At 43.9% G+C, this 15,074-nt stretch carries 17 protein-coding genes; 13 read left to right on the top strand and 4 right to left on the bottom strand.

Annotated features, from left to right (window positions below; genetic code table 11):
* Positions 1-67 precede the first annotated feature (67 nt).
* The 5 genes from MKY84_RS01060 (at position 68) to MKY84_RS01040 (ending at position 4,487) form a co-directional block, all read left to right on the top strand.
* A complete protein-coding gene (locus MKY84_RS01060; RefSeq protein ID WP_342527171.1) occupies positions 68-775 on the top strand; it encodes an AzlC family ABC transporter permease in 708 nt (235 codons plus the stop codon).
* On the top strand, positions 772-1,101 hold the full coding sequence (locus tag MKY84_RS01055; protein WP_342527170.1) for a branched-chain amino acid transporter permease: 330 nt from the start codon (positions 772-774) through the stop codon (positions 1,099-1,101). Before MKY84_RS01060 ends, MKY84_RS01055 begins: the two co-directional genes overlap by 4 nt.
* Positions 1,102-1,185: 84 nt before the next feature.
* Entirely contained in the window at positions 1,186-2,049 is an 864-nt protein-coding gene (locus MKY84_RS01050) for an aminoglycoside phosphotransferase family protein (protein WP_342527169.1), read from the top strand.
* Between the two features lie 63 nt (positions 2,050-2,112).
* Positions 2,113-3,444, top strand: a complete 1,332-nt coding sequence (locus MKY84_RS01045; RefSeq protein ID WP_342527168.1) for a hypothetical protein — start codon at positions 2,113-2,115, stop codon at positions 3,442-3,444.
* Between the two features lie 68 nt (positions 3,445-3,512).
* On the top strand, positions 3,513-4,487 hold the full coding sequence (locus tag MKY84_RS01040) for a sortase (protein WP_342527166.1): 975 nt from the start codon (positions 3,513-3,515) through the stop codon (positions 4,485-4,487).
* 37 nt (positions 4,488-4,524) lie between these two features.
* Here the strand turns inward: MKY84_RS01040 and MKY84_RS01035 are convergent, their stop codons facing one another.
* Entirely contained in the window at positions 4,525-4,974 is a 450-nt protein-coding gene (locus MKY84_RS01035; protein ID WP_342527164.1) for an ASCH domain-containing protein, read from the bottom strand.
* Between the two features lie 97 nt (positions 4,975-5,071).
* On the opposite strand from MKY84_RS01035, the gene MKY84_RS01030 reads away from it, so the two are divergent.
* Positions 5,072-5,575 carry an LURP-one-related family protein gene (locus tag MKY84_RS01030; RefSeq protein WP_342527163.1) on the top strand — a complete coding sequence of 168 codons (504 nt, stop codon included), beginning with the start codon at positions 5,072-5,074 and terminating at the stop codon, positions 5,573-5,575.
* A gap of 39 nt (positions 5,576-5,614) precedes the next feature.
* Here MKY84_RS01030 and MKY84_RS01025 read toward each other — a convergent pair whose 3' ends face one another.
* Entirely contained in the window at positions 5,615-6,133 is a 519-nt protein-coding gene (locus MKY84_RS01025) for a DUF1648 domain-containing protein (protein ID WP_342527161.1), read from the bottom strand.
* Between the two features lie 56 nt (positions 6,134-6,189).
* Complete coding sequence (locus MKY84_RS01020; RefSeq protein WP_342527159.1) at positions 6,190-6,534, bottom strand: DUF3307 domain-containing protein; 345 nt, start codon at positions 6,532-6,534, stop codon at positions 6,190-6,192.
* 99 nt (positions 6,535-6,633) lie between these two features.
* Here MKY84_RS01020 and MKY84_RS01015 point away from each other — a divergent pair, with 99 nt between their 5' ends.
* The 7 genes from MKY84_RS01015 (at position 6,634) to MKY84_RS00985 (ending at position 13,677) form a co-directional block, all read left to right on the top strand.
* Complete coding sequence (locus MKY84_RS01015) at positions 6,634-7,722, top strand: HD domain-containing phosphohydrolase (RefSeq protein ID WP_342527158.1); 1,089 nt, start codon at positions 6,634-6,636, stop codon at positions 7,720-7,722.
* Between the two features lie 12 nt (positions 7,723-7,734).
* Positions 7,735-9,573: an adenylate/guanylate cyclase domain-containing protein gene (locus MKY84_RS01010; protein WP_342527156.1), complete on the top strand. Its 1,839-nt coding sequence runs from the start codon at positions 7,735-7,737 to the stop codon at positions 9,571-9,573.
* 124 nt (positions 9,574-9,697) lie between these two features.
* Complete coding sequence (locus tag MKY84_RS01005) at positions 9,698-10,150, top strand: Lrp/AsnC family transcriptional regulator (protein ID WP_342527154.1); 453 nt, start codon at positions 9,698-9,700, stop codon at positions 10,148-10,150.
* A 155-nt stretch (positions 10,151-10,305) separates the two neighbouring features.
* Positions 10,306-11,910 carry a gamma-glutamyltransferase family protein gene (locus tag MKY84_RS01000; protein WP_342527152.1) on the top strand — a complete coding sequence of 535 codons (1,605 nt, stop codon included), beginning with the start codon at positions 10,306-10,308 and terminating at the stop codon, positions 11,908-11,910.
* Positions 11,904-12,491, top strand: coding sequence for a chromate transporter (locus MKY84_RS00995; protein WP_342527151.1), 588 nt, complete (start codon positions 11,904-11,906; stop codon positions 12,489-12,491). The genes MKY84_RS01000 and MKY84_RS00995 overlap by 7 nt, the downstream gene beginning before the upstream one ends.
* On the top strand, positions 12,488-13,021 hold the full coding sequence (locus MKY84_RS00990) for a chromate transporter (RefSeq protein ID WP_342527149.1): 534 nt from the start codon (positions 12,488-12,490) through the stop codon (positions 13,019-13,021). The genes MKY84_RS00995 and MKY84_RS00990 overlap by 4 nt, the downstream gene beginning before the upstream one ends.
* Positions 13,022-13,224: 203 nt before the next feature.
* Positions 13,225-13,677, top strand: a complete 453-nt coding sequence (locus MKY84_RS00985; protein WP_342528830.1) for an MEDS domain-containing protein — start codon at positions 13,225-13,227, stop codon at positions 13,675-13,677.
* 43 nt (positions 13,678-13,720) lie between these two features.
* Here the strand turns inward: MKY84_RS00985 and MKY84_RS00980 are convergent, their stop codons facing one another.
* On the bottom strand, positions 13,721-15,064 hold the full coding sequence (locus MKY84_RS00980) for a gluconate:H+ symporter (protein ID WP_342527148.1): 1,344 nt from the start codon (positions 15,062-15,064) through the stop codon (positions 13,721-13,723).
* Positions 15,065-15,074 lie beyond the last annotated feature (10 nt).

Genomic DNA, 15,074 nt, shown 5'->3' with positions numbered 1-15,074 from the left:
AAAAGGGCTTACCTTTGGGAACTAAAGTATGGTAAAACAGAGGGAGAGAGAAGGAGGCTGTTGCAGCATGGCATCACCTGTGAGAGCGGCAGCACGCGCCGCATTTCCTGCGACGATCCCCATTCTTGCGGGATTTACGTTCTTAGGAGCCGCATACGGAATTTATATGACATCACTAGGGTTTCATCCGGTCTTTCCGATCTTGATGAGCTTTTTTATTTTTGCGGGATCGATTGAGTTTATTACGGCCAATCTTCTATTAATGGCTTTCGCGCCATTCCAGGCATTTTTGTTAGCGGTTATGGTCAATGCACGTCATCTGTTTTATGGGTTGTCGATGCTCGAGAAGTACCACTCTGTAGGAAAGAAGAAGCTGTACTTGATTTTCGGGATGTGTGACGAGTCATTTTCCATCAACTACACAGCTAAACCAGACCCAACGATCGACAAAGGGTGGTTCATGTTTTTTGTAACGCTTTACAACCATATGTATTGGGTGGGCGGTTCGACGCTCGGAGCGGTATTGGGTCAATTCATTACATTCAACACGGACGGCTTGTTGTTTGTTATGACAGCGCTATTTGTGGTTATCTTTTTAGAGAATTGGTTACAAGAGAAACGTCATACGAGCGCGATGATCGGACTTATCGTATCGATTGTGGCACTGATGGTATTTGGCGCGAATCAATTTGTCATTCCGGCAATGGTTGGTATTTTGATGATTTTGATTGCTTTCCGGAAACCTCTTGAGCGAAGGGAAGTGAAGCCGTTATGACACTGACTCAACAGATTATTACGATTGCAGTGGTGGTGCTCGGGACGATGCTGACACGGTTTTTGCCGTTTTGGGTGTTCCCGGCAGATAAGCCGACGCCAGGATATGTGTTGTTTTTAGGGCGCTTATTACCGCCTGCTGTGCTTGGGCTCTTGGTGATTTATAGTGTGAAGGATGTGGAGTGGACAAGGGGCTTATATGGAGTACCAGAGCTTCTCGGGATTGTACTGATTATTTGTTTACATATATGGAAGCGCAATATGCTGCTATCAATCGCTGGGGGAACTATTTTTTATATGGTGCTCGTTCAAACTGTATTTGCATAAATAAACAACCTCCTATTCAAATCTGAGTAGGAGGTTGTTATCTTATAGGCTACAATGAAAAAACAGAAAAAGGGGGAATTTGGAATGGATCGCACACAACTAGAAAAACAATTTGGTCTGAAGTTTGAAACTGTACAAGATGTACCGGATTCATTCAGTTCCACAGTTTACAAATGTAAATTGATGAACGGGGAAGAGGTCTACCTAAAGATTCCATTTAGCAAAGTAAAATTTGACCGGGAACGAGATGCCTATAAAGTGTTGGCAGGGCACGTTGAAATTCCAAAATTACTGGAAGTTTGGGAAGAAGATGAGGATATGCCAGGTGCTTTCTTACTGTCTGCATTGCCAGGGCAGACACTTACCGGTACACCTTCAAGAAAACTCGGGTATGAAGTGGGTGTCTACCACGCGCGTCTCCATGAGGTACAGCCTGGGAATCCTCCAGTCGATGGAATTGATAATGAGTTTTCAAACTGGCGTGATTTCGTGGATCGAATGTTTTATGGGTTTGCCGAAGATACAAAGGAACTGATCAGCCCACAAGCACTTGAACAATCGCTAAAGAAGTATGAACAAATGAAGAGTGACTTGCCGCCGCTTGATGGTCCGAGTTTTTTACATATGGACTTTCGACCGGCCAATATTGTCGTACAAGGAAATGCGGTTACAGGAAGTATAGATTTTGAAAGTGTGCGTTTTGGTGCCACAGAGATTGATTTTACAAAACTTTACCGGGATTATTTACAGCACGACGAAAACGTCTTTGAAGCTTATCAGCAAGGCTATCGAAGTGTTCGGCCACTTATTGATTTAGAGGCCGTACTCCCTTATTACCGTTTCACAGATGCGTTCAACAGTATCGGATGGTGCCAGAGACGAGGAATTGAGAAAAACCGCGCGTTTCTTGAACAAAATCAACAGTTGCTTCTAAAATTTTTACGCTAAAGTGATCCATTACGTGATTTCCTTCGTTAGCTTTTTAGAGAAAAAAACGAAGGAGTGAAGAAAATGAAATTAAGAAAACTACTAGCTCCATTAGCAGGAGCAGCATTATTGATACCAGGGATGACCCCAGCATTTGCGGCGGAAAATGCGCCATCAACAGATACTTCCGGTGTTGAGCTACGGGCAACGTTAGATGCCTTGTTATCTGAGCACTATGTACTTGCTGTGGACAGTATGATGAAAATTTATGACGGTGATGAGGCGGCTGAAGCAGCAATGGCGGCTTTGGATGAAAACGCAGCAGATATGGAACCTGTTATTGCCTCTGTTTATGGAGAAGAAGGCGGAGCAGCGTTCGTTGAAATCTTTGATAAGCACAACATGGGAACAGATGATTACGCCATGGCTGTTAAAGAGGGCGACGAAGAAATGAAGCAAGAAGCTTTAGATGGCATTGAAGCATTCGTAACTGAAATGGGTGACTTCTTAGGAACCGCTACAGAAGGTAATCTTCCAGCTGACGGTGCAAAAGACGCATTACGCCAGCATGAGGACTTTGTACAAGACACATTTGACTTGTATGTAGCAGGTGAATTTGAAGCCTCTTATATGACATACTTAGACGGTTTCAAACAAATCTTTGGAGCAGGAGCAGCAATCAGTGGAGCTATCCATGCACAGTTCCCGGATAAGTTCACAGATCCAAATACTCCAGCTGGTGACTTCCGCTCTACTGTCAATCGCATTGCTGCAGAACACTTTGCACTTGCACAGCTTAGCTTGCAAAAAGGATTCACAGCATCTCCAGACTTTGACTTCGTAGATTGGGCACAGGATCAAAACACTGCAGAGTTTACAGGAGCTATCTCTACATTTTATGGAGATGAGGCAGCAACTCAGTTCGAACAAATTTGGACAGGCGAGCATATCTCAGTTCAAGGTGACCTGTCATCGGCTCGTGCAAATGACAACCAAGAAGGTGTAGACGAAGCGAAATCAACACTGACGGGTATGTTTGCTGAAGATTTAGGCACACTTTTAAGCACTGCTACTGAAAATCGTATGCCTCTAGAAGATACGATTGCAGCTGTTACAGCACATGAAAATTCAGTAATCGATACATTTGAGCTTTATGTAACTGGCGACTATGAAGGTTCATATGCTAAGTACCGTGAAGGCTATGCCATCATGTTTGACCTAGGAAAATTATTGAGCTTCTCAATCGTTGACCAATTCCCAGAGCAGTTTGCTACAATGGCTCCAGATAAAATGCCAGCAACTGGTTTAGGTGGTTCAGAAACTTCTTCATCTATGATGAAGGTGTGGATGTCACTTAGCGTACTAATTATTGGTGCAGCAAGTACAATCATGTATCGCCAAGCCAAACAACAATAATTTCAAATAGGGGGAGACATGCGCTCCCTCTATTTTCTACATATTCTGTAAGGGAGGAGGACTAGACAATGAAGCGATGGTATCCAATGATAGTGGCAGTACTTTTGATTGCTGTCCTCTATTTCGTATTAAATCCAGTGCCGAATGATTTAATCGGTGCACAAGAACAAACAGATGAGTCGAAAGAGCAGCCGCGCACCAAAGTCAAAACACTCACGGAGATTCAAGAAGATGTCGATAAAATTGCTGAGTTTCCTATCCTCCCAAAGCAGCGAGAAACTTTAAAAGAACTCCAGAAACAGCGCTTGAATGCTGTTCAGGGGATTACGCCTCAGACGATTGAAATCCCCTCTATCGGTGTAAAGGCAGTGGTTCAACCAACAGGGGTTTTGGAAAACGGAGAAATGGGTGTTCCAGATGATCCAGATGAGGTCGGTTGGTTCGAGCCAGGTTACAAAGTTGGAGCGAAAGGGCACTCTGTACTTGCAGGACATGTCGATAGTACAACAGGACCCGCTATTTTCTACGAGCTTGAGAACGTAGAAGTTGGCGAGCAAGTTATTGTGACGGATGCAGATGGTCGCGAGATGGTTTTCGAAGTAGTGGAAAAAGTGAGTTATAAAACTGAAGAGGCGCCAATTCGAGAGATCTTTGGTCCCTCTAGTGGTCAGTTACTTAATTTGATTACTTGTACAGGAACATTCAATCGTGATGTAGGTTCTCATGATCAACGGTTAGTTGTTACGACGAAGCTTGTTTCTGATTCAAGTGTTTTGGAAAAAGATCCAGAAGCACCTTCAGAAATCACTTTGAATGAAGCAACAAATACGCTTTCTTGGCACGCAGTTCGTGACGATGCCATTATTGGCTACCGCGTCTATGCAAAAGACCCTGAGACAGGGGAGCTCGAAAAAATTCATACAGCTTCTTTATTTGATCGGAAGAAGGTTATAGTGGATGGAGTGGAGGGTACGCAGTACTTTGTCTCTTCTGTAGATGTAGATTTGAATGAGTCTGAGATGGCAGAAATGAAGAATGAGTAGCAATAAATAATGGGCAGGGCTTGCGAAACTGCAAGCCCTATTTTGCATTTACAAGCTCAAAACGCTCGCAGACAAGCAACAAATCTTCACTGAAGGATAATCCTAACTCAGCCAACTCTTTGGTGAAAAATTCGACGTGAACTCGGTGCCAATACTCGTATGATAAGTCACCTTCGCCCTCTGCACGTGCAAATGACTCTGGAACTTCATTCATCGGCATCAGGGTGACCTCGGTTGTGCGAATGATGGCAACTGGTTTATCTTTGCTGTTTAAAACTATACTATAGTCATTAACTTCTGGAAGAGGCTCCTCTTCATGCTTGTAAAACACATGAGCCGAACAAGTTGCTGATTTTATTCCTTTCTTAACTTGTTCAGCTAAGTAATCAGGATCGGCACCGAACTGCCAAGCGGTAACTTTCGCAGGTGGTTCTTGTTGTTGCTGTAGCCAGTAATCTTTCCAATACTCTTTTGCTTGTTCATTCATGTGCAACATCCTTTCTGATTCAGTATGCCATAAGTTTGAATCTTTTGACTACGTCATTCGTAAAAGAACTAGACAGTAATTGGAAGGGGTCATGTACATGAGGCAGTTGTATATTAAGCAAAAAGTGTTCAGTTTGAATGGTCAATTTACAGTAAAAGACGAACAGCAGCAGGACGCATACTACGTAGAAGGAAGCTTCATGAAAATCCCTAAGACGTTTAGTATCTTTGATACATCGCGTACGGAAGTGGCGATGATTACAAAAAAGACTTTCAGCTTCTTACCTCAATTCTTTCTAGAAGTTAACGGGCAGCAAGTACTCACTATCAAGAAAGAATTTTCCTTCTTCAAAGCACGCTACTCCATAGATGCGGCTGGAATTGAAGTGCAAGGGAACTGGTGGGATATGACGTTTGATGTTCTACAAAATGGAGAAGTTATCGGAAGTGTATCGCAGGAATGGTTCACGTGGGGAGACAGTTACCAAGTGACGGTCTACAAAGAGGCGATGGAAGAAATCATGATTGGCATTGTTGTGGCTATTGACTGTGTTAAAGCAGATGAGTCTGCAGCCGCTTCTTCCATTTCAGCATTCAACTGAAAAAGCAGCTGACCCACTCACGCGGGTTAGCTGCTTTCATTACGCATTATTTTTAGACTGATAGCGAAACATTTTAAAGAAGAAGTAGACAACAGGTGCAAAAGTAGCTGTCAAGAATACAGGCATGAACCAGTTTTCAAGAAAAGGACTATTACTCTTTGCAATCTGGACGATGTCCCAGGTTAGCCAGGCAAACCCTGCCACAATCACAAATGTGATCCAAACGAGCAAGTTTCGAGACAACCGGTAATAAAATGGGGCATTCTCTTTAGTGATGTTCACAGGATAGTTATGCCACTCTGGTTTCTTGCGGAGCCAAATCATAAAGAATCCAAGGATACCAGATATACCAGGTAAAATAAGCAACTCCCATTTAGAGCCCCATCGATTTACCTCACCATCTATTCCAAAATGTGCAGGTAACTCAGCTGGAAGCGAGGACCACTGAAACGCCAGCCAGCCTATCCAAGTAATGTAGATACCTACTGTCAGGACAAGCAATAGCCGCTCCATGTTTGTTGCTTCAAGTTCAATGTGCGGTCGATTCTGTTTCCACATAAAAAACCACCCCTTTCCTTTTATACGGAAGAAGTGGCCAAATGTTTCATCGATTACTAGATAAAGTAATGAACGAGTAGCGCAAGAATAATCACGTGGAATATCTGATCAGTCATAGTGAACAGCCAATTCTGCGTAGTGTTCTTCATGATTGTTGCATTCCACCAAACTACGAAGGTCCTGCGGTCTAATAGAACGTGAGACAAAAATAACACAACGTAGACAAGTGGAGGAAACACGACGCCACCCCAGACGCCAAGCAACGCAACGGCAGTAGTATAAATGGCACAATGAATAAGCAGTGGTGCCCATTGTTTAGCTTTTTTTTCCGCCATCCAACTCGTTTGAAACAAATAATCCCCGACCAGATGGCCGATTAACAAATAAGAAAATGGAGTCATCTGGTCATCCCCTTTAATTTCTGAGTAATCTCTATCTAAATGTAGCACATACGTGCTAAAATAACAGTACTAATTTCGTGGGGCGAAGGGATGAGAGAGATGGATAAATTAACAAAGATATTTGAATCGATCGCTGTCATTTCTGGTGAGACTGAACTTGAACCAGTCCTCGTAGAGCTTGCCCAGCTCGGGAAAGATTTGGCGGGAGCTGACAGGTGTACCGTGTGGCTGCATGATGAAGTCTCTCATGAAAACTGGACACTTGTTGCACAGGGGATTGAACCCATCCGCATCCCAGCCGATAGTGGATTTGTAGGTGTATCAATTCAGCAAGGAGAATCGCTTCGTATCGATGATGCCTATAAAGACGATCGCTTTAATCGCTCGATCGACGAAAAAACGGGTTATCGAACGTATTCCATTTTGACGGTCCCTTTCCAAAATGCTCAAGGAATTTATTTTGGTGCTTTTCAAGCCATTAACAAACTGCCCGTAGGGACGGCTTTCTCGAAAGAGGACCAGCAGCTGATTCAGCTCGCTGCCACTTACGCAGGGAAAGCGATCGAAGCGCGGTTATTACATAATGAACTTCTCAAGACACAGCAAGAAATGATTGAAATCATGGGACAAATCGGTGAAAGTCGCTCGAAAGAAACAAGTAACCATGTGCGGCGCGTAGCCTTGTATTCTTATGAACTAGCGAAACTTGCAGGCATTCCTAAAAAACAACGGGACATGTTACGAATGGCGTCACCGATGCACGATATCGGGAAGGTGGCGACGCCAGATGCGATCTTGTTAAAACCTGGACGTCTAAATGACGAGGAATACCAAGTGATGAAAGAACATGCTGCCATAGGCTATGAGGTGTTTAGGCACTCTAAACGGGATTTGTTGCAAACTGCTGCTATCATTGCCCATCAGCATCACGAACGGTGGGATGGAAAAGGCTACCCGAACCAGCTCAAAGGAGAGCAAATTCATATTTTTGGCCGCATCACGGCAATCGCCGATGTGTTTGATGCATTAGGCAGTGCGCGCGTCTATAAAAAACCGTGGAGCGATGAAGAGATTTTACTGTATTTTCAACAGCAAGCAGGCTTCCAGTTCGATCCCCAGTTGACCGACTTGTTCCTAAGGCATTTTGATCGTTTTAATGAAATTCGTACGTCCTATTCTGATGTTTAAGGAGCTACGTCCATGACCAAAGATCTTGTTGTCTCGGAGGAAAGAGTTATTCACATGCCAATAGAAGCTGCGTGGGAAGTTCTTTCAGACTCTAATCACTTTAATCATTACATTGATCTATTTCCGGTACAGTTTGGAGAGTTTGAGACGACGGGAAGTTCTTATTATCGCCACGCCACTGCAAAAGCACTTGGTCTAATTCCTATTAAGTGGCACGAGCACACATTTTCTTGGATACGTAATGAATGGTTTGAGATAGAGCGAATTTACCAAAAAAGTCCGATTGTCCGCGCACTATGGAAAGTATCTCTGCGACCACTGGACAACCAAACGACGTATCTTGCTATTGATGGGAAGTTTACTTATGCCAACCTTCTCGGTAAAGTAGCGCTTCAGAAGGTGGTCATTCCTCAGCTCTTTGGCATTTTTATTTATGCAGATGCAGCAGCCATTGCTTTTAAAAATAACGCCCCGCGACCACAGGCTAAACTGAAGACGGACGTTGACATAGAGTTACTAACTAAACGTGTGAAGCGTTTAGAAAACGACTTTCAACAAGTAGGTCTGCTTACAAGGCTTGTAGATTTTCTAAGCACAGCTAACGATGAAGATGTTACAGATATGCAACCTTACCGTCTTGCCAGAGAGTGGGGGATTGACCGGAAAGAAATGCTTTCCCTCTTCCTACTTGCGACTAAGCATGGCCTGTTGCAACAAAAATGGAGTTTATTGTGCCCCAATTGTCGCGTGCCCAAAAAACAAGTGACGACACTGCGAGAGGTATCAGGAGAAGTACACTGTGAACTATGTGGTGTAGATTATCAAGTTGATTTTGATCAAGCCATTGAAATGCGTTTTGATGTGTCACCTGCCATTCGTAAAATTGATGCTCAGCTTTTTTGTATCAACGGCCCGATGAATGCACGCCATATACTAGGCCAATTTCGCATTCCTGCAGGAGAATCTGTGGAATTGACGCTACCTGATTGGGAACAGCCACACCGCTACCGAATCATGCAGCACAATCACACGATTCAAGTAGAAGAGGATGCCGGAGAAGCGGTAAAACAATTCACATGGTCGACAGATGGATTTGATCAAACACATAGTAAACCACAGTCAAAATTTACTGTTCAAAATACAAGCGAGTCCGAGATTGTGTTTATGATTGAAGAGCTCATGTGGGGGAAAGATGCACTTACTGCACGTGAATTGACATCCTTGCAACTCTATCGCGACTTGTTTGCTACAGAAGTGCTTGCACCAGATCTTGAAATTCAAGTCAGTGATATGACAGTATTGTTTACAGATTTAAAAGAATCAACTGCTCTTTATGAACGTATTGGGGATGCACTGGCCTATACAGACGTCCGTCACCACTTCACTTATTTAAAAGAACACATCCAAGATCATGACGGGACAATTGTGAAAACAATTGGCGATTCTGTGATGGCTGTGTTCACAGATGTTCGGCAGGCGATGCGGGCTGCCACTGCTATTCAACACTCGATTCAAGAACTGCAACAGCAATTGTCGCAACCGGTTGAAATCAAGATTGGGTTCCACCAAGGCGCTGCGATTGCTGTTAATGCCAACGACCTTCTTGATTATTTTGGACGGACTGTCAATTTAGCTGCACGCGTTCAACAGCTCAGCCAAGGTGGCGACATCGTCATGACAGCTGCCAGTTACCGAGAGATAGAGGGGATGTCTGGTTGGCCAGTAGAAGCAAAAGTCGAACGTTTTGCTACGCAGTTCAAAGGGATAGAGCTGCCAATAGAGGTGGTTAGGCTAGTGTGTAGGCCGACTATCGAAGAAATCGTGACTATTTCCCAGGAAATAACGACATAAGTAGACAAGAAATATAACAGGAAGTGAGGAAACCCCTCACTTCTTTTTCAATTTGGTTAAAAATAAGGTATATTTGATACACAACGTAATCGAACTAAGGAAATGCATGAGGAGGCGTGTCGAAATGGAACGAATAGATGCGACGGATAAGAAAATATTAGAGTTGCTAACTATGAATGGCCGCATGTCTTATGTGGATATTGGGAAAGAGTTAGGTTTGTCGCGAGTGGCCGTTCGGGAACGCGTACATGATTTACAGGAAAGAGGCATCATTGAACGGTTTACAGTCGTGGTGAACTCTGAAAAGGTCGGAAAAAATGTGTCCGCCTTCTTTGAAGTGGACTGTGAGCCGAAGTCTCTAGTAGAAGTAGCTGAAAATTTAGCTGAAAACGCAAACGTAGCAAGCTGTTACCAAATGACCGGTCCTTCGACATTACATATGCATGTATTGGTGGACGATTTTCAGAGCTTAGAAAAATTCATCAACGAAGAACTGTATGCTTTTGAAGGAATCACGCGTGTAGAAAGCCATATTTTATTGCGACGTTTTAAAAGTCGGAGCGGACTTAAATTATAGGAGCAAGATCAACTACCACAGACCACATTTGGGTCTGTGGTTTTTTATTGGCACTCCTGCAGAATTTTCTGTATACTTCACATTAGATATACATTTGTTAAGTAAAAACAAGAAATCTATTAACAAATGAATAATGAATGGAGGAACAACTACCTATGGATCACTTATTTCATCCTTTTTCAGGAAAACGTAACACGGTATTTGCGAAGAATGGCATGGTTGCTACGTCTCAACCATTAGCTGCACAAGCAGGTCTAGATATTTTGAAACAAGGTGGTAATGCGATTGACGCGGCCATTGCGACTGCTGCTGCTCTGACAGTTGTGGAACCGACTTCAAACGGCATTGGTGGAGATTCCTTTGCGCTTGTTTGGGTTAAAGATAAGTTACACGGATTGAACGCGTCTGGACCTGCTCCAAAAGCTATTTCAGCCGACAAGTTAAAACAAGCAGGACATAAGCAAGTTCCTGTATTCGGCGTGTTACCCGTGACTGTACCAGGTGTTCCTGCTGGTTGGGTCGAATTGTCTCGTAAATTTGGCAAGCTACCGCTTAAAGATGTACTAGCTCCTGCTATTCGTTATGCAGAAGAAGGCTATCCAATTTCACCTGTACTCGGGAAGTTCTGGGGACTCGCGCATAAGAAATTTAAAGAAACGTATACATCTGAAGAGTTTGCGGGTTGGTTTGAAACATTTGCTCCTACAGGCGAAGCACCAAAAATCGGTGAAATGTGGTCATCACCAGGCCATGCCTCTACATTGCGTGCCATTGCGGATACGGAAGCAGAGTCCTTCTATAAAGGGGAACTCGCTGACAAAATCGATAGCTTTATGAAACAACATGGTGGCTATCTGTCAAAAGAAGATCTAGAAAGCTACCAAGTCGAGTGGGTAGAGCCATTATCGGCTCATTACAAAGGCTATGATGTGTGGGAAATCCCACCAAACGGCCAAGGGATGATTGCTCAAATGGCACTCAAGATTTTTGAACAAACAGGAGATACAAAGTGGCAAGATGCTGATACACTTCACCGTCAAATCGAAGCGATGAAGCTTGCGTTTACAGACGGCAAGGCGTTTATTACAGAACAAGCTGATATGCCAGTAGACCCGCAACACCTGTTATCAGAAGAGTATGCATCTAAACGTGCAGCAGAAATTAAGGATGAGGCAATGATGCCAGAGCCTTATGAATTACCACGCGGTGGCACTGTATACCTAGCTGCAGCTGATGCGGAAGGTAATATGATTTCGTACATTCAAAGTAACTACATGGGCTTCGGTTCAGGTATTGTCATTCCTGGGACAGGGATCGCCCTGCAAAACCGTGGCCATGATTTCTCATTAGATGAAGCGCATCCAAACTACTTACAGCCTGGAAAACGTACTTACCATACGATTATTCCGGGATTCTTAACTAAAGATGGGCAAGCGATTGGTCCTTTCGGTGTCATGGGTGGGTATATGCAGCCGCAAGGGCACTTCCAAGTCGTATCAAGCACGGTCGATCACCAGTTGAATCCACAAGCAACGCTCGATATGCCAAGATGGCAATGGATTGAAGGAAAGACGATTCATGTAGAGCCTGAATTCCCGAATTATCTTGTGCAGGCATTGATTCGTAAAGGACACACGATTCAAGTCTTACCGGATGGAGGCAGCTTTGGACGCGGGCAAATCATTTGGAGAGACCCTGAAACGGGTGTATTACAAGGCGGTACGGAATCTCGTACGGATGGGTCGGTAGCTGCGTGGTAACTTCAACTCCTTCTGTGCGTCCGAAGGGAGAGCTTTACCGAGAACTCGCAGCTGGGTTCTTTCGAATAGGGATGTTAGGCTTTGGCGGAGGACCTTCTGCCATCCCGCTCGTCCATGCCGAAGCAGTGAAGAAATACAAATGGATGACAGATGACGAGTTTAGTGATGTACTAGCTTTGGGGAATGCAATGCCAGGGCCAATTGCCACCAAAATGGCCGGTTATATCGGCTACAAGGTAGCTGGTTGGGTGGGGATGTTGATCGCTCTTGCAGTCAACGTCGTTCCCACAGTGATTGGTGTTATTGTTTTATTGAAGTTACTTGAAACGTATAAGGAACTTCCCGTCGTCCAAAATATGGCCAACGCTGTCATTCCCGTTGTGACGGTGATGCTTGGTGTGCTTGCGTGGGACTTTGTGAAAAAATCAGGTGAATCAATTGGATGGATGAAAGCCATTTTCGCCTTACTTGTCGCATTTGTAGCCATGTATGTGTTGAATATTCATCCGGCGTTTGTTATTCTCGCCGTGTTCGCACTGATCTTTTCGCCTCTACTTGATAGAAGGAGGCGAGCGTCATGATTTACTGGGAGTTGTTCATCGCTTTCTTAATTCCGGGGATTCTCGGGTATGGCGGGGGGCCGGCAGCCATTCCTCTTGTGCAAGTGGAAGTGGTTGAGCGCTACGGCTGGATGACGAACTCAGAGTTCTCTGAGATGGTGGCTGCAGCCAATGCACTTCCAGGACCAGTCGCGACAAAGATGGCTGGATTTGTTGGGTATGACCAAGCAGGTATCCTGGGAGCCCTAGTTGCATTATTTGCAGCAGTTGGCCCGTCTTTACTTATGATGATTCTTCTTTTAAATCTGATCTGGAAATACAAAGAATCTATTTACGTAAAAAGCTTAACCCGCTGGATTCGTCCGATTATAGCCGTCTTGATGATTGTGTTGACGTATCAATTTTTCGCTGATGCTTATGCGATGAATGGATTGTTTATTACAATCATTTTATTAATTGGTTCCTATGTTCTCCTAGAACGCGTCAAAATGCATCCAGCATTTGTGATTTTACTAGCTTTAGGATTCGGAGCAGTCACCACTTACATTTAGTGGTATACTATAATTCACCTAAAAGCCTCGGAATCAAAATGGAGAGTAGGAAAGAGTATGATATCAAGCGTCCAACAGCTTGTGGATGAAAAAAGGAATGCACATATTCTTTACGCATTTACGGGAAGTCCCAACTATTTTAGAGAGCTCTACCAATTTATCACAGACGGTATAGAACATGGTGACAATCTTTTACTAACGGTATAGAACATGGTGACAATCTTTTACTAATTGAAAATGAACGCATATCGCTTCAAATTCAAAAAGAATTAGCCAAGCGGTTCTCGCCTACTCAATTAAAGCAAGTACATTATGTAAATAGTCTTCATTTTTATTGGTCGAGTGGAAGCTATAATCCACCAGCCATACAAGAATATTTTTCAAAAACGGTTGAACCTTTTGTGGCAAGTGGACAAGCATTTCGTTCATGGGCACACGTAGAGTGGGAGAGTGTCAAGGAGCCTATGCATTTGATAGAGGAGTTTGAGCGTATTGTTGATAATACAATCAATGAGTTAGCATTTCCTTTAATCTGTGCGTATGAATTAGAGAAGATGCCACAGCGTCTTCAAACCATTCTTTTGGAGACACATCCGTATGTCCTGGAGGATCAACTCGTCAGTGAATCAGAAGACTATAAAGTTTGGGCGGAATAATCATAGAAAAAACCACGTTCGCAACTGAACGTGGTTTTTTTCTTTACAGTCCTGGCAAGAAGCCAGCGAATAGGCTAAGCATAAAGACGGTTACAAGAGCCGTGACACCAGCGATGAAGCCACCAAGTGTCCATGCTTGTAGCGTTTGCGTGACAGTTAGCTTACCAAAACGAGAGACAACCCAGAAGCCAGAGTCGTTAGGTAAGGAAAGGCCGATACCGCCCGCACAGATGGCTAGTCCGAGTAAGATTGGAGATACTCCAAGGTCGGCAACCATTGGGCCTAAGATACTTGACGTCGTGACCAAGGCTACTGTGGCAGAACCAAGAGATGCACGTAAAATCTGCGAGAAAATAAATGCGAGTAACAGTACTGGAATGCTCCAGTCTTGCATCGTTGCAATCAAGTGATCACCAATACCACTTTTGTTGATTACTGCACCAAATGCACCACCTGCACCTGTGATCAAGATAATGACACCAGCTGAACTGATGGCTTCCGTATACAGACGCTCGCTCTTCACAGCGATGTATGGATGTAAAACAATTAGCGCGACAACAACTGAGATGAAGAGGGCAACGTTCTTTTCTCCGACAAACCCGAGAACAGACGCCAGTGTCGTACCAGGGAACCAAAGATTTGATAATGTATTGAAAAGAATCAATAGAATTGGAAGACCTAGCAAGAAGAAACTGAGTCCCGTGCCGATTTCTTTTTTCGGAGCATCTGCAGGGTCGACTACAACCTCTTCAACGTCTCCAGAATGCTGGATGCGTTTCCCGATAAACATTCCGTACAAGTAACCTCCAACAAGTGTCGCAGGAATCGCAACGATTAAACCGTAGAGGATGAAGAAGCCTAACTCAGCACCTGTATTTTCCGCTACTACCAAAGGACCTGGAGTAGGGGCAATCATGTTATGAGAGACGATTAGTCCAACACCAAGTGCTGTAACAAAAGTCACGACAGAAATTCCTGTTTTTGAGGCAAGGCTACGAATGAGCCCGCTTAAAATAACAAAGGCTGCATCAAAGAATACAGGAATCGAAACTGCTGTACCTGTTAAGGCGAGACCAGCAGGAGACTTCTTTGCCCCAAACAAACGGAGTACGGCTCCAGCGATTTTTTCGACTGCACCTGAAGCGCCTAAGAATTGACCAAAGATAACACCAAGTCCAATCAATATCCCAACTCCGGCTAGTGTATTACCGAAACCGGTAGTGACGGTAGAGGCAACTTCATTCAGAGGCATCCCAATCACAAGACCTGTTGCCAGTGCGACACCCACTAATGCTAAAAACGGTTCAAGCTTCACTTTTAAGATTAAAAAGAACAATGCAGCAAGAGCCCCTAAAAACACAACGATCAACAAATTCCCTGTAAGCATACTAAATTTC

This window comes from Chryseomicrobium sp. FSL W7-1435 (assembly GCF_038595005.1).
Taxonomy (GTDB): domain Bacteria; phylum Bacillota; class Bacilli; order Bacillales_A; family Planococcaceae; genus Chryseomicrobium.
Note: the sequence above shows the minus strand (reverse complement) of the source record. Positions and strands in the feature narration are given on the sequence as shown.

What these genes read in the sequence shown, in the direction of transcription:
- MKY84_RS01060 (WP_342527171.1), top strand. Translation starts at nt 68, where the DNA reads ATGGCATCACCTGTGAGAGCGGCAGCACGCGCCGCATTTCCTGCGACG.
- MKY84_RS01055 (WP_342527170.1), top strand. Translation starts at nt 772, where the DNA reads ATGACACTGACTCAACAGATTATTACGATTGCAGTGGTGGTGCTCGGG.
- MKY84_RS01050 (WP_342527169.1), top strand. Translation starts at nt 1,186, where the DNA reads ATGGATCGCACACAACTAGAAAAACAATTTGGTCTGAAGTTTGAAACT.
- MKY84_RS01045 (WP_342527168.1), top strand. Translation starts at nt 2,113, where the DNA reads ATGAAATTAAGAAAACTACTAGCTCCATTAGCAGGAGCAGCATTATTG.
- MKY84_RS01040 (WP_342527166.1), top strand. Translation starts at nt 3,513, where the DNA reads ATGAAGCGATGGTATCCAATGATAGTGGCAGTACTTTTGATTGCTGTC.
- MKY84_RS01035 (WP_342527164.1), bottom strand. Translation starts at nt 4,974, where the DNA reads ATGAATGAACAAGCAAAAGAGTATTGGAAAGATTACTGGCTACAGCAA.
- MKY84_RS01030 (WP_342527163.1), top strand. Translation starts at nt 5,072, where the DNA reads ATGAGGCAGTTGTATATTAAGCAAAAAGTGTTCAGTTTGAATGGTCAA.
- MKY84_RS01025 (WP_342527161.1), bottom strand. Translation starts at nt 6,133, where the DNA reads ATGTGGAAACAGAATCGACCGCACATTGAACTTGAAGCAACAAACATG.
- MKY84_RS01020 (WP_342527159.1), bottom strand. Translation starts at nt 6,534, where the DNA reads ATGACTCCATTTTCTTATTTGTTAATCGGCCATCTGGTCGGGGATTAT.
- MKY84_RS01015 (WP_342527158.1), top strand. Translation starts at nt 6,634, where the DNA reads ATGGATAAATTAACAAAGATATTTGAATCGATCGCTGTCATTTCTGGT.
- MKY84_RS01010 (WP_342527156.1), top strand. Translation starts at nt 7,735, where the DNA reads ATGACCAAAGATCTTGTTGTCTCGGAGGAAAGAGTTATTCACATGCCA.
- MKY84_RS01005 (WP_342527154.1), top strand. Translation starts at nt 9,698, where the DNA reads ATGGAACGAATAGATGCGACGGATAAGAAAATATTAGAGTTGCTAACT.
- MKY84_RS01000 (WP_342527152.1), top strand. Translation starts at nt 10,306, where the DNA reads ATGGATCACTTATTTCATCCTTTTTCAGGAAAACGTAACACGGTATTT.
- MKY84_RS00990 (WP_342527149.1), top strand. Translation starts at nt 12,488, where the DNA reads ATGATTTACTGGGAGTTGTTCATCGCTTTCTTAATTCCGGGGATTCTC.
- MKY84_RS00980 (WP_342527148.1), bottom strand. Translation starts at nt 15,064, where the DNA reads ATGCTTACAGGGAATTTGTTGATCGTTGTGTTTTTAGGGGCTCTTGCT.